Source organism: Candidatus Neomarinimicrobiota bacterium (assembly GCA_036476315.1).
Taxonomy (GTDB): domain Bacteria; phylum Fidelibacterota; class Marinisomatia; order Marinisomatales; family S15-B10; genus JAZGBI01.
On record JAZGBI010000104.1, the window covers coordinates 1 to 19,335 of the forward strand.

17 protein-coding genes and 1 riboswitch are annotated in these 19,335 nt (G+C 50.4%); of the genes, 12 read left to right on the plus strand and 5 right to left on the minus strand.

What is annotated here, in order from left to right:
* Positions 1–461 precede the first annotated feature (461 nt).
* A riboswitch (SAM-I-IV-variant riboswitch) is annotated at positions 462–584 on the plus strand.
* Between the two features lie 278 nt (positions 585–862).
* The 4 genes from V3U24_10915 to moeB are packed head-to-tail and all read left to right on the plus strand — an operon-like array spanning position 863 to position 4,167.
* Positions 863–1,363 (plus strand): DUF4395 domain-containing protein, encoded by a 501-nt coding sequence (locus V3U24_10915; GenBank protein MEE9167953.1) that lies wholly within the window; start codon positions 863–865, stop codon positions 1,361–1,363.
* Positions 1,350–2,312, plus strand: coding sequence for a cysteine synthase family protein (locus V3U24_10920; protein ID MEE9167954.1), 963 nt, complete (start codon positions 1,350–1,352; stop codon positions 2,310–2,312). Before V3U24_10915 ends, V3U24_10920 begins: the two co-directional genes overlap by 14 nt.
* Positions 2,300–2,749, plus strand: a complete 450-nt coding sequence (locus V3U24_10925) for a M67 family metallopeptidase (GenBank protein ID MEE9167955.1) — start codon at positions 2,300–2,302, stop codon at positions 2,747–2,749. Before V3U24_10920 ends, V3U24_10925 begins: the two co-directional genes overlap by 13 nt.
* Positions 2,746–4,167: a molybdopterin-synthase adenylyltransferase MoeB gene (gene moeB, locus V3U24_10930; protein ID MEE9167956.1), complete on the plus strand. Its 1,422-nt coding sequence runs from the start codon at positions 2,746–2,748 to the stop codon at positions 4,165–4,167. The genes V3U24_10925 and moeB overlap by 4 nt, the downstream gene beginning before the upstream one ends.
* A 356-nt stretch (positions 4,168–4,523) precedes the next feature.
* On the opposite strand, the gene V3U24_10935 is transcribed toward moeB, so the two are convergent.
* The 5 genes from V3U24_10935 to V3U24_10955 all read right to left on the minus strand — a co-directional run bounded on the left by V3U24_10935 (position 4,524) and on the right by V3U24_10955 (position 9,462).
* Positions 4,524–5,891: an amino acid permease gene (locus tag V3U24_10935; GenBank protein ID MEE9167957.1), complete on the minus strand. Its 1,368-nt coding sequence runs from the start codon at positions 5,889–5,891 to the stop codon at positions 4,524–4,526.
* Complete coding sequence (locus V3U24_10940; GenBank protein MEE9167958.1) at positions 5,863–7,359, minus strand: dicarboxylate/amino acid:cation symporter; 1,497 nt, start codon at positions 7,357–7,359, stop codon at positions 5,863–5,865. The genes V3U24_10935 and V3U24_10940 overlap by 29 nt, the downstream gene beginning before the upstream one ends.
* Before the next feature lie 125 nt (positions 7,360–7,484).
* Positions 7,485–8,408 (minus strand): alkaline phosphatase family protein, encoded by a 924-nt coding sequence (locus V3U24_10945; GenBank protein ID MEE9167959.1) that lies wholly within the window; start codon positions 8,406–8,408, stop codon positions 7,485–7,487.
* A 211-nt stretch (positions 8,409–8,619) separates the two neighbouring features.
* Complete coding sequence (locus V3U24_10950; protein MEE9167960.1) at positions 8,620–9,030, minus strand: DoxX family protein; 411 nt, start codon at positions 9,028–9,030, stop codon at positions 8,620–8,622.
* A gap of 126 nt (positions 9,031–9,156) precedes the next feature.
* Positions 9,157–9,462 carry a metalloregulator ArsR/SmtB family transcription factor gene (locus V3U24_10955; GenBank protein ID MEE9167961.1) on the minus strand — a complete coding sequence of 102 codons (306 nt, stop codon included), beginning with the start codon at positions 9,460–9,462 and terminating at the stop codon, positions 9,157–9,159.
* Positions 9,463–9,714: 252 nt separating this feature from the next.
* Here V3U24_10955 and V3U24_10960 point away from each other — a divergent pair, with 252 nt between their 5' ends.
* From V3U24_10960 to ggt, 8 genes are all read left to right on the plus strand, one after another.
* Positions 9,715–10,302, plus strand: a complete 588-nt coding sequence (locus tag V3U24_10960) for a TetR/AcrR family transcriptional regulator (protein ID MEE9167962.1) — start codon at positions 9,715–9,717, stop codon at positions 10,300–10,302.
* Positions 10,299–11,051 (plus strand): outer membrane lipoprotein-sorting protein, encoded by a 753-nt coding sequence (locus tag V3U24_10965; protein MEE9167963.1) that lies wholly within the window; start codon positions 10,299–10,301, stop codon positions 11,049–11,051. The genes V3U24_10960 and V3U24_10965 overlap by 4 nt, the downstream gene beginning before the upstream one ends.
* A 73-nt stretch (positions 11,052–11,124) precedes the next feature.
* Positions 11,125–11,529 (plus strand): four helix bundle protein, encoded by a 405-nt coding sequence (locus V3U24_10970; GenBank protein MEE9167964.1) that lies wholly within the window; start codon positions 11,125–11,127, stop codon positions 11,527–11,529.
* Between the two features lie 103 nt (positions 11,530–11,632).
* A complete protein-coding gene (locus V3U24_10975; protein MEE9167965.1) occupies positions 11,633–12,703 on the plus strand; it encodes a hypothetical protein in 1,071 nt (356 codons plus the stop codon).
* A 289-nt stretch (positions 12,704–12,992) separates the two neighbouring features.
* Positions 12,993–13,661, plus strand: a complete 669-nt coding sequence (gene cpaM, locus V3U24_10980) for a corrinoid protein-associated methyltransferase CpaM (protein ID MEE9167966.1) — start codon at positions 12,993–12,995, stop codon at positions 13,659–13,661.
* The gene (locus V3U24_10985) at positions 13,658–14,812 is read left to right on the plus strand and encodes an HgcAB-like fusion protein (GenBank protein ID MEE9167967.1); all 1,155 of its coding nucleotides are present in this window, start codon (positions 13,658–13,660) and stop codon (positions 14,810–14,812) included. The genes cpaM and V3U24_10985 overlap by 4 nt, the downstream gene beginning before the upstream one ends.
* 4 nt (positions 14,813–14,816) lie before the next feature.
* The gene (locus V3U24_10990) at positions 14,817–17,573 is read left to right on the plus strand and encodes an MMPL family transporter (protein MEE9167968.1); all 2,757 of its coding nucleotides are present in this window, start codon (positions 14,817–14,819) and stop codon (positions 17,571–17,573) included.
* 68 nt (positions 17,574–17,641) lie between these two features.
* Positions 17,642–19,324, plus strand: a complete 1,683-nt coding sequence (gene ggt / locus V3U24_10995; GenBank protein MEE9167969.1) for a gamma-glutamyltransferase — start codon at positions 17,642–17,644, stop codon at positions 19,322–19,324.
* The last annotated feature ends 11 nt before the right edge of the window (positions 19,325–19,335 follow it).

Sequence of the window (19,335 nt, forward strand, 5' to 3'; positions counted from 1 at the left end):
CTAACCTGAACTATTCAATAGCCACATCCCGACTTGATCGGGACAGGAAGAACACAGAATATATCAATTTGATATTAAAAAACTTATAATGATTCAATTCAAATCTATTTATGAGGGTATTTTAGACACGTTATCGTTCTCTAAACCTATGTTAATTATACTTCTCTGTGACCTTTCCGCTTGCTCCCTCCTCCTCGGGAGGGCGGGCAGGTGTGGCTTCGTGGTGAATCTCAAGATCCTGTGGATAATTCAGGCTAAACTCACTGAAAGGGAGCTACTACGACCGGTCTGGGAAAATCCAGCGACAGTTCAGGCACCTCTGGCGCACAGGCGTCTATGTTTTCCTCTATTGTGTCAACGAAGATGTTCCCCAATGGCATAATCAAGGATGGGGAATATTCTTCGCAAGTTTGCTTGCAATTAGTTCATTGGGGATCTAACTTAATTCTACGCGCTTTTTTACATTGCATCAAGAGTTCCCCCGATGAAATGGAGGGGACGGCAACCGAACGAGGAGACGTTACGGTGCCTTGGCCTTTCGTGAGGTCAGATGTGCGGTAAAACGCCGAAAAAAGTCTCTGTTATTGTAATCGCCTCCTTCTTTGGGCGGTTTTTTTTATGCAAAGGATTCAGGTGGATTGGGCAACATTTTGGGAGTTGATTGACGACAAAAGGGTTTGTAAATTAAATGCGATTAAATTAGTCCTATTTATGGGATTTGGTAAAGCAGTTGATTTCAGAGAGGTTGACAATAGATATATTGTCGGGTAGGTGACGGGGACTAAGACATGAATTGCCTGAATTGGTGTACCGTGATTTCAGGGCATAGGAGTTTGGTTCGACTGGGATATCAGTGACAATAATGAGTTCGTCAGGGAACTTCTTCTATTTTCCCCAGGTGGTGAATGATTGGACCGCCCGGGTGGTGGCCCTCCAGATAGTTATCTGGACCACGGTAGTCTTGGTGCTTGAGGCGTGGTGGGTCATTCCCTTCTTGGCCGTTGGCTTCTGGCTGAGAGTTGGATGGGGTCCCCGGTACAGTCCCGCTGCAAAGATTGCCACCAGGCTATTGGTCCCACTTCTCGGAAGGGAAAAAAAGCCCATTGCTGGAACTCCCAAGCGTTTCGCTCAGTTGATGGGGGCACTCCTGACATCCGGCGCTGGCCTTCTTATTCTGGTGGATTCTCTTCTGTGGGCCAGGGCTCTGTTGTCTGTACTGGTCGTTTTTGCTTTTCTTGAGGCGTTTGTTGGATTCTGTGCTGGGTGTGCCATCTACCGATTCCTGGCTAAGGCAGGTTTGTTTCCGGCGGAAATCTGTGTGAACTGTGTTCTGGAAAAAGATCACATTCATGGCGAAGTCTAGGCACAGGGGGAATTGGGAGACCCCGGCGGAGGGGGCTCGCGATATATTCTCCCTCATTGGAGATACCCCGATGATTCCCCTGACCCTTTTTCAGAAGGACTATCCCGGGAGTCGGGTCTTCGGAAAGGCGGAATTTATGAATCCCGGTGGTTCATTGAAGGACAGGCCCGTAGCAAGAATGCTCCAGCAGGCGGTTAAACGGGGTGAGCTGGCGAATGGCAAAACGATTCTCGACTCCACATCGGGTAATGCCGGCATCGCCTATGCCATGTTTGGTAAGGCCCTTGGTTTCAGGGTGGAACTGGTTATTCCTGGCAATGCCGGCAGGGAGCGGTTGGTGAGAATAAGGGCCCACGGGGCGAGGATCGTAACCACTGATCCTCTGGAAGGGTACGACGAGGCCCTGAGGGAGGTGCACCATCGCCACCGTAAGGCCTCTGAGAAATACTTTCTGGCAGATCAGTACGCCAATGATGACAACTGGCTGGCCCATTATGAGACGACAGCGGAAGAGATTTTGTACCAGGTGCCCGATTTGACATATTTTGTAGGGGGCATCGGAACGGGAGGCTCCATCACCGGTATTGGGAGACGATTGAAAGAAAAGGATAAGACGACTATGGTGATCTCTGTAAGACCCGAACGATTTCCTGGGATCGAGGGACTGAAACCCCTGGGTGATCCCGATGACATTATTCCCGACATTCTCGATGAGACGGTCATCGATCATACGATGGAGGTTACGTCGGATGAAGCCCAGAGGTACTGTCACGGTCTGGCCCTGGAAGGTCTTTTCGTTGGTCAATCCTCAGGAGCCTATCTGGCCGCCGTGGAGAAGGTCTTGGCCGATGATCACAAGGCTTGTATCGTTACCTTGCTCAACGATACAGGGGAAAGATATCTCACCACCGGGCTATGGCAGGAAGAAGAGATGGCATGGATGAATTGACAAGAGTCAAGGATGAGGTGTTAATGTCGGTGAGTAAGCATGCATTGGCTGCCTATCCGGAAGAATGCTGCGGATTTCTCTATGGATACGAGAAGGAAGGTCATGGCCAGGTATGGATATCAAGGCCTGCGAATAACGGCTATGTCCATTTACGAACGAGAAGATACAGGATTTCCCCGGCAGACTATATGGAGGGGGAAAGATTTGCCGATGAATCGGGATTGAACCTGTCGGGCGTCTATCACTCCCATCCCGATCATCCTGCCGTTCCCTCTCAGTACGATGAGGAGTGGGCGGTCCCCGGTCTTGTCTACCTCATCGTCGGTATTGAGGGAGCCAAGGTGACTGACTTTCGGTGGTGGGAACTTTCAGCTGACGGTTCGAAATTGGTGGAGGTGAGGTCCCTTAAGGAAAGAGTAGAGGAGGAACATCCATGAACGTGACCGTGAGAATTCCATCGCCTCTTCGCCGATTTACGGAAAGCGAGGCCACCGTTCGTGTATCGGCGAAGACGGTAAAAGATGCCCTGGCGGCTGTTATCTCCCGTCACCAGGAACTCGGCTCCCAGCTCTACGGTGATGACGGTAACCTGAGGAGATTTGTCAATGTATATATAGGACGGAATGATATCCGACAACTAAAGGGCATGCATACTGCCTTGAGCGATGGGGATGAGGTGATGATCATACCTTCCATCGCCGGTGGTAAGAATAACGGAACCCCCTTTGACCGCCATGAATATCTTCGGTACAGCCGTCATTTTTCCCTTCCGGAAATCGGGTTGGAGGGTCAACGAAAGCTCAAGGACTCCGCGGTTCTGGTGGTGGGAGCCGGAGGTCTCGGAAGCCCCGTATCGCTCTACCTTGCCGCCGCCGGCGTAGGGCGAATCGGTCTGGTGGACTTTGATGTGGTGGATCTTCCCAACCTGCAGCGGCAGATTCTTTATTCGTCAGAAGACGTGGGACAACCGAAGGTGCAAAGGGCAAAGGAGCGACTCGAAGGTCTCAATCCCCGAATTCATGTGGAAACATACGAAGAACCTTTGTCCTCTTCCAACGCCATGGGGATAGCCGGCGGTTACGACATCATCATCGACGGGACAGACAATTTTCCAACCCGATACCTCGTGAATGATATTTCCGTTTTCCTGGGTAAGCCAAACGTTTACGGCTCAATCTTCAGGTTTGACGGACAGGTTTCTCTCTTCTACGCAAAAGAGGGGCCGTGCTACCGGTGTCTCTTTTCGGACCCTCCACCTCCGGGACTGGTGCCCTCATGTGCTGAAGGAGGAGTTCTGGGAGTTCTCCCCGGAATTGTCGGTTCTTTGCAGGCAGCCGAGGCCATCAAGTGGATCACCGGTGCGGGGGAACCGTTGATCGGTCGCCTGCTGCTCTTTGACGCTCTCTCCATGACGTTCAGGGAGGTGAAGCTGCAGAAAAATGAAGACTGCGTCGTGTGCGGAAGGTCGCCCACCGTCACGGAGCCCATCGATTACGAGGGATTCTGCGATGTTTCAGGGACAGGCGAAAAGGTGACCGTCCCGGAAATTGATGTCCAGAAGGTGAAGGAAAAGCTTGACAGTGGAGAAAAGGTCACTATCCTGGACGTACGGGAACCATGGGAACAGGAAATTGCCTGCCTCGACGGTGCTCTGTTCATCCCGATGAACTCCGTACCCTCTCGCCTTGAAGACCTGGATCCGTCCAGAGAGATTGTTGTCCATTGTCATACGGGACAGCGATCCGCCACCGTAACGGAATTTCTTATGAACCGGGGATACACCCGGGTTAAGAATATGGCAGGTGGCATCAAAGCCTGGACACTTCAGGTGGACCCCACCCTGATGTCGTACTAGCGGGTATTACTAACCTGAATTATCCGCAGGATCTTGAGATCCACATGATCTTCCAAAGGATCTTGAGATGAGATTTGCCGTGTGAAATAGTCTAGTCGCATTTCACGGGGTGAACCACTGAGGCACCCCGATTAAATAGCTTCGCATTTAACGGGACCGCCGCCTTTGGCGGGACAGGCAGGCCGAGGAGACAGACAATCATTATAAATATGAAATTAGGAACAGAATGCACGATAAGAATACAAACATAAAAATTTGAAATGAAATGGTATTAAGGTGTCATATATCAAATGTTTAGACTCCGTGAAATTCCCGCCTGACCAGCATGTCGGGCAGGTGTGGATGAATAGATCAGCCTAACGTCTCTTGTCCTTACGCCTCAGCCAAATGAGGGAAAAAGGCAATCCTATTGCGATGAAAGCGAGATCAACCAGTGACTTTTCCCATTCAAACACAGCTCTAATCATGAGGAGGGTGAGAATACCCGCAAGGTAGAGGCCGGGAAGAATTGGATACAGTGGCATGCGATAGACGTCTTGACCACCGGCTTCATTTTTCCGAAGTCTGAAAAGGGCAAGCGTTGTAAAGGTATAGAATATGAGAATAGCGAAAACCATACCGCCGACAATTGTTTCGAATGTACCCCTTATCAGCACGATGCAAGATCCCCAGATACAGTGGGCTAGGATCGCGCGCGACGGCGTTCGAAACCTTGGGTGGATAAAATTGAGCCACTTAAAAAAGAGGCCGTCCTTCGCCATGGCATAGTAGGCTCTAGTGGCCGTCATCATGGTCCCATTAATGCTCCCTGTGGTCGATATCATAGCCAGAAGGGCGATAAAACCCGCGCCGGTGGATCCAATTAGCTTGGTTGCTGTATCAGAGGCGACGATGGTGCTCTCCCGCATGCCCGCCATACCGAGAGTTTGGTGATAGATCATATTCGTCAATGCGTAAACAACAATTATGGTGCCAATGCCTATGAACATGCTCAGTGGAACGACTCGCCTTGGGTTCTTCATTTCTCCTGCCACGTACCCTACGCGGTCCCAACCAATGTAAGTGAAGACAATTAGCATGAGCGCGGCAACGGTATTTCCAACCGGACTGAGAGTGCTGGTAACCGGTGCGCTGGTAGAAAGCAGGTTTTCATGACCTCGTATTAGAATCAATCCAAATAGCACCAGGGTGATAAGGCCGCCGATCTTCACCACGGTCGAAGTTTTCTGATAGATGCTCGCCCATTGGACTCCAATATAGTTAACTGCGCCAAGCAGCATAATGACCGAGATGGCCACAGCAGTGTGGGCGAAGCTGTTTAATTGTACAAAATAGCCAAGATAGTCTGCGGTAATGATTGCGAGGCCGGCAGCCGGGCTTGTCCTTATGATGAAAAGCTGCGCCCATCCGAACATAAAGCCGGCAAAAGGTCCGAAGCATCGGCTTATGTATATGTATTCCCCGCCAGTGTTGGGCAACCGGCTTCCCAACTCACCATAAATCAAGCCGCCCAGGAAAACAAAAAGGCCCACCAGTATCCAAAGAGCAATGATGTTATAGAAGGATTCAAGATAGCCGGCAATAATTTGTGGTGTTGAGTAAATACCCGCACCAATGGTAATGCCGATCAATATGGCTACGCCGTCAAAAGCGCCAAGGGTTTTTCGGAGAGTAACCCGTTCCGGCTTGATCTCGCTATTCTCTTTTACCTTCAAACTGCTCAACCACTGCTGATCCTACCGCGTCACCCCAGACGTTTACCGCAGTGCGGCATCGATCCAGGAACCAGTCAATGACGAGAATCAACGAGATACCTTCAATGGGTAGATTCACTGCTTGGAGAACGATCACCATCGTAACCAGGCCTGCTTCAGGGATCCCAGCTGCACCGATGGCAGCCAAAGTAGCCGTCAGGAATATGACGACCATGTGGGCAGGTCCAAGGTCAATGCCATAGATTTGCGCAATGAAGATGGCGGCGACGGCTTCGTAAAGAGCTGTTCCGTCCATGTTGATCGTGGCACCTAAAGGTAGGACGAAACTGGCAGTCCGTTCGGAGACTTTATTCTTTTTTGTTACGCATTCCATTGTCAGTGGAAGAGTGGCTGCGCTGGAAGCCGTGGAAAATGCAGTGGAGATGGCAGTTGCCATATTGACCACATAGGTCCAAATGCGCTGCTTACCCAGGAAGAATAGAATGAGTGGCAGAGTGATGATGCCATGAATAAGAAGTCCCGTAGTAACCGCAAGCGCATATTTGCCCAGCCTAGCCAATTCGGGTAGAAAGCCGATAAATCCACCGGCATCGCCAAGTCTTCCGGCTATTAAGGCTCCGATTCCAACAGGGGCAGTCAACATCAACAGGTGAACGATTCGCATGATGGCAGCGTTGAGGCCCTGGAAGAACGTGATGAGGGGGCGACCCGGTTCACCCAGTGTTGTCAAAACAGCACCAAAGATCAGTGAGAATATGATGAGAGGTAAAATATCATTGTTTGCCATGGCCCGGAAAAGGTTGCGTGGGACCAGGCCCACTACGACATCACGGAGTACCACACCAATTGATTGTGACTTCCCTTTTACCCGCTGAGCGACTGCGAGATCAACACGAACGCCTTTCCCGTGGGAATCCGGGATGACCGATTTACCCCGGGGATCGATCCAGCCTGCCACTGTAAGGCTGGATTCCGATGGAGTATTCTCTTTCGTCACAGTCCCGCGAATATTGTTCTGATCCGGCAAGATAACCATGTAACGGTCGTCGTAAGACCGCTGAAAGATTGAGTCCTCCAGGATAATTGTGTTTTCTTGAATAGAGTAGCGGGTTCCTTCTAGAAGTTCCCCACCGCGCAGTGCGATACGTTCTTGTTCTGTGTCAGCTCGACCGGGTTTGATGACATTCACAAGTGCTATACCGACGATGACCGACAGAGCGGTCGTGATCATATAGTAGGTGATCGTTCTGCCTCCAATGCCACCGAGCCGTCGAACATCCCCAAGCTGAGTAATGCCCACAACCATAGAAGCCATGACCAGTGGCACGACCAGCATTAGCAGTGCCTTGATAAACACATCGCCTATGAATTTGATTGATCTGCCCGCCTCAGGCCATAAGCCACCCACCGCAATGCCGGCAATAATCCCAAACAGAATAGAAAAAAGCAGAAAGTTTGAAGATTTACTGTTTGTCAAACTGCACCCTGTCCAATTCGATACTCCTGAGGACTATGGAGATGAGAATCTGCCGGTGGAGTTTCAATTTCATGGGATGTGGAATTTAGGCCGGGACTCGTGGAATCCCAAACGGAACCGTGGGACTACCCACTTCCTGGTTCAAAAAGACGGGCGATAGCAGGAGCAATATGGGTGAGATTGCGCAAGGACGCCGAAAAAGGGTATCGGTAGTGGGGCGGGCCAATAATCAAGCCGGGGACAGAATTTGTGGTGTGGCGGCGGGTGCTCAGGTCTTCCAGATTGCCGTGATCGGACGTTATGAGGATCAATCCCCGATCTTCGTCCCAGGCGTCAAGAAGACCCCCCAGCACCTGGTCAACGGTTGCCAGCATGGTAGAGGCCGTCTCCATGTTTCGTCTGTGTCCAATGTAATCACTAAGCCAGAACTCAAAAAGGGTAAAGTCGTTCCGTTGAGCCAATGTCGCGAGACGTTCTCCGGCCTCGTGCGGTTCCAGAAGGGGGATGTCTGTGAAGCCCAGGCGGTCCCTCCATGCGCTGCCCGTGAAGTCGGCAGACAGGGCTTCTCCATTCAGGAGATCATCCACAGTTTTCAGAGGGATTCCGGCGCCGAGAACCGCTTGAGCGATGGTCCCCCTGGCTCGGGGGCCAGATGACGTGGTTTCGAAATATTGGGGAGGGAAAGCATTCACGAACGCCACACGGCAACCCCGGTTCACCAGAGTGGTCAGCAAACTCCCACCCTTCAGGAATCTGGCGATATCCGAATTTGGCCTGGGTCCATGATGATATCCAACTATGGCGGGCACATTTTGACCGGTGAGCAGGGCGGCCTGGCCAGTGGCACTCTGGGGCAGCCCGTCTACTCCCAGACACGCATCGAGAGCCTTCAGGGTGGCCCGCCCCGTTTCCAGTTGCCCATGGGAGACAAGTTTCTCTCCGCCAAGGAGGGTTTCTAAATGTGGCATCCTGGCACGGGCCAGGGGATTGATTTTGGGATCATCCGGTCCCAGTCCAACGCCATCGAGGAAGAGTAGGAGGAACTTCATGCAGCAATATAGACCAAAGGTTTACTGACAGCAATATCAGAGTGGATTGTACCATTCTCCATTGGAATCCCCACCCGCTCATCCGCGGACATCTCATGACCTTAGTGGGAGATTCAGGATTGCACCACTGTTATCCCTCAATGCAGCGAGACATTACATTGGCCTCTGTCATCTCAAGATACTCAAATATGGCATAATGGAACGGTGAATTCTATCCCTTCTCTTTTGTGTCTTTCTTTTCCAGACTTAGCGGGCCCGACCCGAAATACATAATGATAATTGCCGCTCCTGCCATGGAAATGTTCTTCATGAACATCGCCATCTGCATTTGGGACATCATCTGGTCCTCTACATCCCAAAAGTCATGCATGACAAATGCCACGATTACAAGAAAGATAAGAAGAAGTGCGGCGCCGATTTTTGCTTTGTAGCCAACTAAGACACTGATTCCGCCGACAATAATCACGATGCCGGAGACTATGACAGCTACTGAGGGAAGCGGTACCCCCTTTGATCCCACCCACATGCTTGCTGACTCGAGACCCATCAAATGTCCCATAAGTCCAGACGTTATGAAGATTAGAGAATAGAGAATGCGACCACTCAATACGGCGTATTGCATAATGATCTCCTTTCGAATTTTGTCTCTGGCCAGATTCTTTGACTATTGACGGCGACAAGTGTACAATCCATCAGTTCAGGGGTTAGTTAACACCAAACGGGACCCAATCAAGAACAGCGTCCATTGTTATTTCTCCCGGGAGAATGCACCCTCCTTAAGGTGAGCAGATTCAAACTGGGGGATAAACTTGTCAAGTACTTCTCGGCTGAGAGAAACAAAGACATGGACCCCGGCTTTCCTGGTTGCAATTAGATCAGCATTCTCCAATATCCGGTAGTGATGGGACATGGCAGGCTTACTGATGTCGAATTCCTGATCAAAATCTCCGCAGCTCAATTCTTCTTTTTCCAACAGAAGACGAATGATTCTGTAGCGGGTTGGATCGGCCAGTGCCTTGAACACTTTCACCGCCTGTTTTTCAAACTGGCTCATAATAATTACATATTTAACTAATTAGTGAACTATTGAAATATAAGTTCAAACATTCATGAGTGGCAAGATTTTCGTGAGCATGTCAATGGTTCGATTCCGGGCCGGGCGAGGAAGGAACTTCCCGCAACCATATTCAGCAGGGAGTTTTTGCGTCCGAACACGGAACAATCCTTCGGTATTGTCCGGAAGCGAATTCATCAGTAAATTTTGACTGACCGGTCGGTCAGTATGCTTGATTGATTTATGGGCAGAATGAAAAAAGACAAGAAAACTCAGATCGTCGAAGCTGCCATTACCGTTTTTGCCCGTGAGGGATTGGAAAGAGGTAGGATTTCAGACATTGCGGCAGAGGCAGGCATCGGGAAGGGAACCGTGTATGAGTACTTTCGCAGCAAGGATGAAATTTTTTCTGCTATCGAGGTAGCGGTCCTGGGGGAAATGATGAGTCAGATCAATGAGCTGTTGGCCTATGACCGTGTTCCGTCAGAAACCCTGCGGTTGCTAATGGAACAAGGCATTGATGCCATGATCGAGATGGGCGACGCCATATTGATTGTTACGGAATTGTGGGCACAGGGGGCCCGGGGACTCTGGCATGATCGCGGCAAAACGTCCCTGGCAAGAATCTATGGCGAATTCAGAGATCGCATTAAACTCGTTCTCCAGAAAGGGATAGATTCGGGAGAATTCAGAAAGATGAACCTGGATGGCGTGGCAACCTTGCTGATGGCCTTCATGGATGGGCTAGCGTGGCAATATGTGCTATTAAAGGATGAAACGGAATTCAACAAAGCAAGGAATGAAGCGATTCAATCGTTTATGAAAGGAATCGAAAAATGATCTTTCGGGTTCTATCTCTACTCTGTTTGGCCCCCGGATTTCTTCTCCGCGGTCAGAATCCAACGGGTGCGGACATCATTGAGAAAGTGAATGAAATCATGAGTCCCATGAACAGCAAGGGGGTCATGACACAGACGATTGTCACCACCTCCGGGAAAAAGCGAACCTTTGTGTTTGAAATGTACTCGACCAACAGGGGTGAAAAGACATTGATGCGCTATACGAAACCCGCAAGCATAAAGGATCAGGCTTTTCTCATGCTCAATAATGCCGATGATATCTGGTCGTACTTTCCCCGCACAAACCGCATCCGCAAACTCGCTTCCCATGCCAAAAAACAGAAACTGCAGGGGAGTGATTTCACTTATGAGGATATGGGTTCAGGAGATAGCTGGATCCACGAGTTCAAAGCCACCAATCTGGGGAGTGTAGAACTGAACGGTGACTCGTGCTGGAAAGTCCGGCTGGATGGAATTGACGAACAGGACCCGGCTTATGAGAAAATGATGATCTGGGTGAGACAGTACGACCATTATCCTCTCCAGGTTGATTACTACGAGGACGGAGACGTCCCGACGAAATCCCTGTTCATGAAGGATATCCAACAAATCGATGGCATTCCGACAGCCATGCATATGACCATGCATAACCACGGAGACGCTACCCAGACAGAGATGATAACCCTTTCTATTACGTACGGATGGGAACCGCCCCCAGGCTTTTTCTCAGAACGAAATCTCCGCAGGTGATTAGTACATTAGTTGATTAGTTGTTGGGGACAGAGCGTGAAAACAAACGAATAAGAGTGAGGTAAGAGACACCGTGACCAAGACAATCAAGAATTCCCTGGATTTCACCGCACTGGATTGTTGGAAAAAATGTCGCGAAGTGAAGTTGCTATTCTATAATGAAATATTACCAATACTGCCAGAGGAAGAAAAATATAATTTGAGTAGCCAAATTCGCCGGGCAAGTATCGGGATTACGTCGAATATTGCTGAAGGGTATGGTCGCTATCATTATCAAGAATCTATTCAGTACTACAGAATATCAAGAGGTTCACTTTATGAACTTAAGGATCATCTAATATCCTGCATTGACCTTAATTACATTCCAAAAGACCTGTTTGATAGAATGGTGGCGCATCTTGAGGAAGCAATAAAACTTGTAAATGGTTTCATCCGGTATATCGGGAAGAAAAAGGAATCGTCAAATGAGCAAGCTTAAGAGGATCGTTTGGTTGGCTTTTCTTTTTCCAATATACCAATTTCCTAATCAACTAATATCCCAGACCGAATTTTTCGGGTACTATGAATCCGAGATGGACCAGATGCAATCACGGGCCACGGACTACTTTTTCGGCTACAACAAAGTTCGCCTCGACCTTCACGTGTCACCGCTGGAGGAAGTGACCTTTCTTGCAAACGTGAATTATCAACTGTTCCATGGTCAGGAAGAATGGAACCTGTTTGATTTTCTTCCCTCTCATGTGACGGATCAATTAATGAACATTGGATTAGTCGAGTTCCCTTTTTCGCTTCAAGACACTCTCTATCTGGATAATGCCTATCTGAGATTGAGTGCGAAAGCCTTCGACGTAACCGTGGGCAAACAGCAGCTGTCGCTGGGAACGGGCTACGCGTGGAATCCCCTGGACATCTTTAATCGCAAGCAACTTCTCGACCCAACGTATGAACAGACCGGCGTGAATTCCATTCGCCTGGAGATACCGGTAGCGGAACGTCTTCTGGTTGATCTTATTCTATCACCGGGTCATGAGTGGAATTCGTCTGACCGGCTGATGCGGGGCAAAATCGGACTTGGCCGGTTTGACATTATTACCACAGCGGGAATCTATGACTGGAGTCTGACCAAGTTTGACTCCTCCACCTTCCAGCCGGCGCGAGCTAACGAAAAGAGAAGAATGATAGGGGGAGCGGCGGTAGGGGAGCTGTTCAAGTGGGGAGTCTGGGGCGAAGGGGGTTGGATTTCCGTGGAAAGTGATGAGGAGTTCCTTGAATTCCTTGTTGGGGCGGACCACACGTTCGATTTCTCCACCTACCTTCTGTTGGAATACTACCACAATGGTAACGGTTTTCTCAACCGGGAGAATCTGCGGCTCGAGGATTACCTCAGCTATTTCAGCGGTGAGGCACACAGTCTAATGCAGGACTATGTTTTCCTGTTCGTGAATCATCCGGTAACCGATCTGTTGACTCTGGGAATGTTTGGCATCGCGAATCTAAATGACGAAAGCGCCGTGATTAACCCGCAACTGGAATACAGCCTTTTTGAAGACGTTGTTCTGAGTCTTCTTCTAAGCACCTCCCGGGGCCATGACGATTCCGAGTTTGGAGTCCAGGATTGGGGAGTCAGATTAAGGGTGAGGGCCTATTTCTGACGGCACAGTGTGGAGGGCCAAGGAATTGATAATTGACTATTGAAATCTGGAGAAATGGAGAAGTGGAGGAATGGAGAGATGGAGAACATTGACTATTGACAATTGATTATTGAAATCTGGAGAAATGGAGAAGTGGAGGAATGGAGAGATGGAGAAAGTGATGCGTAATTCGTGACTGCCATCTGGTTACTGGTTCACTGGTTACTTGATCCTTGATACCTGATCCTTGCTACTTGATCCTTGACACTTGTTACTTGACACTTGATCCTTGATCTTTGGTTATTGACTAGTGAGTACCTACGTCCTAATGAAGATTCTGGAATCGTCCCCCGGACGGTACGACGTGGGTATTCGCCTCATGACTCTGGGGAGGTTGGACCGGGCTTATGACCGGTTGGTGTCAAACGTCAAGAGTGGACAGCATGTTCTCGACATCGGCTGTGGAACGGGCGCGCTGTCTTTGAGAGCTGCAAAGAAGGGGGCGAAGGTCAAAGGAATTGATATCAATCCCCAAATGCTGGGAATTGCCCAGGAGAGGGTAGACGATGCGGAGTTTTCTCAGATTGTGAACCTTGTGGAAATGGGCGTTGCGGAGCTGGGAAAAGAGAAAGCCGAAAACTACGACGTCGTCATGAGCGGCCTCTGTTTTTCTGAATTGAGTGAGGATGAGGCACTCTATACTCTCAAAGAAATAAGAAGAATCCTGAAGCCCGGCGGAATTTTCCTTATCGCTGACGAATCAAGGCCGGAGGGCTTTCTTGCAAGACTATTGATCAGGCTGGTGAGGTTTCCTCTCGTGGTGATCACTTATCTTGTGACACAGGCAACGACTCGTGCGGTCAAAAACCTTCAGGACAAGGTGACGGCAGCAGGTTTCCAGGTGAAGTCCGCAAGGTACAACAGCACAAGAAGTTTTCTGGAACTTGTGGCCAGGAATCCGGGAAATTCTCCAACGTGACTCATCTAAACTTTCTTCTGCTAAATATTGCCGAGACTTTTCTCAGGGTGCTACCCATTGGGTGCAAAACGGGTTTGATTCAAATTGGGAATCCGGACAGAAACTCGCCTGTGCTTTTGACCTGCAATTTTCATCTGACGGTGGAACGTGCAAAAAGGGCTCTGAAAGGAACAGACTCCTTTCTTCTCGTGGCAAACAGTGGAGGGATCAATGTCTGGTGTGCCGCAACCGGCGGAATGCTCACCAATCACGACATCATTTCCGTTTTGAAAACCAGCGGTATTGAGGATCTCGTAGATCACAGAGAATTGATCCTGCCCCAACTGGCCGCCACGGGGATTGATGGCAGGGCGATCCGTCAAAAGACTAAATGGAAGGTAATCTGGGGGCCGGTGGATGTTAAAGATGTCCCCGCCTTTTTGAAAGACAACTTGAACAAACCACCGGCGATGAAGGAAGTCAAGTTTCCCCTGAGTCGACGCGTGGAGATGGCCATAGCTTGGGCCTTTCCCATATCGGTGGTCTTCAGCCTGATCCTGCTTTTCTTCTGGACTGAAGCCATTGTGCCTGTCATTCTCATAATCTGGGTGTTATCATTTTTGATCTTCGTCACTTTCCCCTGGTACAGGAGATGGCTACAGCCAAAGACGAAGAGACTTGGGTTTGTCTTTTTTGATTTTGGACGCGGGGGTATTCAATTGATCCTTTTGGGTATCTTGATCGTTGCTCTCGCTGGCATAGGGCATGCGACGGGACATCTTTCCTGGCCTTTTGTTCTTCGCTGGGGAACGCTGCTTGCTGTTGTGGTTCTCATGCTGAGCATTGATTTAATGGGGAGCACGCCTCTTTACAAAAGCGGGTTGCATAAGGACAGACTGTTGGATGTGGTGATCGATGAGAACAAGTGCAAAGGAGCCGGTTTCTGCGAACAGGTATGTCCCAGGAACTGCTATGACGTGGATATGGAGAAGCGCCTCGCCACCAGGCCGAGGGGAGACCTCTGCGTCCAGTGCGGAGCGTGCATTGTTCAGTGTCCATTCGACGCCCTGTTCTTTGAGAGTCCGGATGGAGAAGTCATCCTTCCGGATGCCGTCAGGAAATTCAAGCTGAACATGATGGGAAAGCGATTGGTAAACGTAGGGGAGAGGTAAAACCATGAGAGAAAAACTGCTGGTCAGACTTGCCCATGGAGCGGTCTACAGGACCAGATGGATGATCATCGGAGTAGTGATTTTGACAATTCTATTCGGAGCACTGGGGAGTCGTATTGAGATTACTCCCAAGTGGTCTGACATGCTTCCCAGGGGGGACAAAAGGACCGTAGAATTCGATCGGATCCTGGAGGAATTCATTTCGGCATCCAGCATCGTGATCGTGGTCCAGGGTGAGGAAGAAAGAATCAAAGCATTTGCCGATTCCCTTGCCCCAAGATTGCTGGAGCCCCTTGCCGTGCCTGGGAGCGAATCAGAGAAAAGACTTTTCGTTCGCAGGGTTGATTACAAGCAGGAGGTTGATTTTATCAAAGAACGCGGATTCATGCTCATGAAGGCCAGCGAACTGGCAAACATGAAAGATCTGTTTGAAGACGCCAGCCTGGCTCCCCTCCTGACCCACATAAACAACAGTTTTGAACGGGAATACTTTGAGACCGAGGAATCGTTGAGTACCCGGGAAAAGGAAGACGGAGCCTTTATGTTTCTTGACGGGATCGAATCCTGGCTCCGGGTGATGGAGCGCTATCTCCGCGGTGAGAAAGTTTCTCCCGAGGAATCACACAGAGCTGCAGATAACCTTCTGATGGGGGACCCCTTTTTCATTTCCTATGACAGGAAAGCTCTCATTCTGAATGCTATCCCCAATTTCAATTTGATGGACATCGATCTCATGGTGAAAGGAACGGACGCCGTGCAAGCCGTGATGGACGAGACTTTGAAAGGTTTTCCTGGAGTTCGAGCCGGACTCACCGGGACCATTCCCCTGGGACGCGACGAAATGGTATACAGCATGCAGGGGCTCGAGTACACCTCCCTTCTCGCCCTCCTATCCATCGGTGTTCTGTTAATGCTCTCTTTCCGCATGTGGGTCGCGCCCCTGTTGGCCCTGGTGAATCTCGTGGTGGGGCTGATCTGGGCAATGGGGGTTGTGGCTCTGTTTGTCCCCGTATTGAATATCATGACCGCTATGTTCGTGGTGGTATTATTGGGATTGGGCATCGATTTTTCCATCCACATTATTGCCGGCTGTACCGAAATGATGGCTCTGGGCCACCCATTGGACAAGGCGATAAGGGAGGGTTTGCTGAAGACGGGCAAGGGGGTGATGACGGGCGCTGTCACGACAGCCTGTGCCTTCCTGGCTTTGATGATTGGTCAGTCGAGAGCTTTGAGTGAGATGGGCCTGGTCACAGGGGTTGGACTGCTGGCAGTTTGCGTCTCCAGCCTAACCTTATTACCCTCTTTACTCGTGATCCGCGAACGGATAAAGCAGAAACGGCAGCGAAGAGTTGAACCCCGGGATATTTCTTTTGTTTTTCTGGGCCGCATGAGTACGGTTTTAAAAAGGAATTATCCATTCACCATTGCGGGAGCGACCGTGGTGACAATTCTGTTAGTATGGTCAGCCATCAAGATCACGTTCGACCATAACTACATGAATATAGAGGTGGAAGGAATACCAAGTATCACGCTGCAGGATACCGTTCTGGAGAAGTTTGACCTGAGTATGGACTTTGCCTACCTGGTGGCAGAGGGAGTGGAGGAATCACGCACCCTTGCGGAGGAGGCAAAAAACTACGCTTCCGTGGCCATGGTGGAAGATATTTCACTGTATCTCCCTTCCATTGAAGATCAGACGGCAAGAAGACCTCACATCGACGATATACACAGAAGGATGAATGACTCCCGAATCATCGATCTTCGGAGGAAAGAGATGGCGGCATTCCAGAAGGAATTAGGTCGCCTTCGGGACAATATCGTGGAGTTACAGGACATGTCCATTCTCGGTGGCCACGACAAGGTCTATCTCAAGACAGGCCGAATGGTTGGGGTCATTCCGGAGGAAGAGGATGTCTCCCTCATGGCCCTTCAGAGGACCCTGGCTAGGGAAAAGGCTGACATAACCGAAGGGTCGCTTTCCCAGTTTGTTGACTACTTTGCTGCCAATGTATCCGATCCGGAACGGTTAAACGCCTTTCAGGATGATTTTGGCGGGTATTTCAAGAAGAGTGTTCTGGGCATGGCAAACAGAGAGGCTATTTCACTTGAAATGTTGCCGCCGTCGATTGTTGACCGGTATGCTAATGATGACAGAACCCTATTCCTGGTGACCGTACTTCCCGGGGACAATATCTGGCAGGATGCGCGCTTTCTCGAGCGATTCACTGACGATCTGGACAAGATAAGTGAGCGGGCAACGGGATTTCCTCCTGTTTTCCGGGCGCTCATCGAAATTATCGGAAGAGACGGCCGCAATGCGGCCATGTTGACCCTGATTGTGGTATTCCTCTTATTGTGGATCGATTTCCGTCATCCCGGCCATGCCCTCATGGCGATGATTCCCCTTGGAGCGGGGATGATCTGGATGGTAGGGGTGATGCAGCTTGTTGGAGATCAACTGGATGTCATGAATGTCATGGCCATTCCCATGATCCTCGGTATTGGCATCGATGATGGGGTGCACATTGTGCACCGATGGAAACGGGAAGGCGTGAATTCGGAAAGAACTGTTTTCGCAAGCACCGGGAAAGCGATCCTGTTAACTTCTCTCACCACGATGCTGGCCTTCGGCTCACTGGTGTTTTCTATCTGGCGAGGCTACGGCAGTCTCGGAATAGCCCTCCTTATTGGAGTGGGAACCTGTTTTCTGACTACAGTCATCATTCTTCCCGGAATTTTGGGGTGGATTGAAAAGTAGTCCCTCTTAATTCTGTTGACATTCTCCTCGCCGTAGTGGTATCATGTCGGACAATTTTTTTGAAGCTCATGAACGTCAATAAGTCATTTATTTTCCATCTTGTTTTCATTGTTCTCCTGGGACTTCTGGGGGGTTGTTCCCAGAAGAAGGGGAACAGGGGAGTGGTGGTGTCCGTCCACCCGATCGCCTCCCAAATTGGTCTGGAAGTTCTCAAGGAAGGCGGCAATGCCGTCGATGCGGCGGTGGCCACTGGCCTCGCTCTGGGGGTTGTGAATCAATTCAGCTCCGGAATCGGCGGAGGTGGTTTTATGGTTATCCGGACGGTCGACGGAACGATCTATGCGGTAGACGGGAGGGAGAAGGCACCGGCTGCAGCGACCCGAGATATGTACGTGGAGGACGGAGAGGTCAACACGGCTCTCAGCCGCAACGGGCCCCTTGCTGTCGCCGTTCCGGGAATTCTGGCCGCCTATGAAAAGGCCCTGGAGCTCGCCGGAACGCAGCCCCTTTCGGAATTGATTCGCCCGTCTGTCCAGGTGGCCGAAAATGGGTTCCTGTTGGATACCTCATATGTTTCCCATTACCGGGGGACCATTGAGGAGCTCAGAAAGGATCCGGCCTCGAGCGCCACCTACTTCCATCCTGATGGGTCGCCCCTCAAAGAAGGGGATATTTTCAATCAGAGGGACCTGGCGGAGACGTATCGCCGCATTGGTGAGGAGGGAACTGACTACTTCTATCGAGGTGATTTTGCGAGGAAACTGGCAGCGTACATGGCAGAGAACGGCGGTCTCCTCACATTTTCGGATATGGCTTCCTACGAAGCAGTGGCCCGGGAGCCTGTTATCAGCCGCTACAGAAATTTTGAAATCATCGGCATGGGTCCTCCCAATTCCGGTGGGGTTCATCTGGCGCAGCTCCTGAATATGACCGAAATCTCCGGCATTTTGGATGGAAGATCCCCGTGGGATGAGAAAAGTATTTTCTTTGTATCCCGCTTCATGGCGAAAGCATTTGAGGACCGGGCCGAGCATCTCGGTGATATCGATTTCTACCCTGTCCCCATTGCACAGCTTACGAGCCGGTCCTACGCGGATTCTGTTGTATCGGAAATCATGGTTCAAGAACAGTTAGCCGGTGGGCACCTGGTGGGTTCTCTGGAGGCTGGACACACCACGAACTTCTGCGTCATCGATCCGTGGGGAAATGCCGTTGCCGTGAATCAAACCGTGAATCTCACCTACGGAGCCAAGGTGACCGTACCGGGAACCGGCGTTGTTCTGAATTGCGAAATGGACGATTTCAGTGCTCGACCCGGTGTTCCTAACTATTTCGGACTGCTGGGAAGCGAAGCCAACGCCATCGAACCGGGGAAGCGACCCCTCTCCAGCATGTCTCCCACCATCGTTGTCAATGGAGACAGGCCGGTCATGATCCTGGGTGGGGCCGGAGGGCCGAGGATCATCACCGCTATTTTACAGGTGATGATCAATTATCTCGATTTCAAGATGAGCCTGGCCCAGGCTCTGGGCCACCCGCGCTTCCACCACCAATTCATACCGGAGACTCTCTTTATGGAGGAGATGATGGTCCATCCGTTCCGGGAGGGTCAGGAACAACGGGGCCAGAAGGTTGCCTTGAGGAAAAGCCTGGGAAGAATTCAGGCCATTGCGTGGTCTGAGGAAGAGAAGGAATATGTTGGCGTTTCTGACCCAAGATCTGGGAATGGGAGCGTTGCGTACATCCGATAGATCCCCTCTTT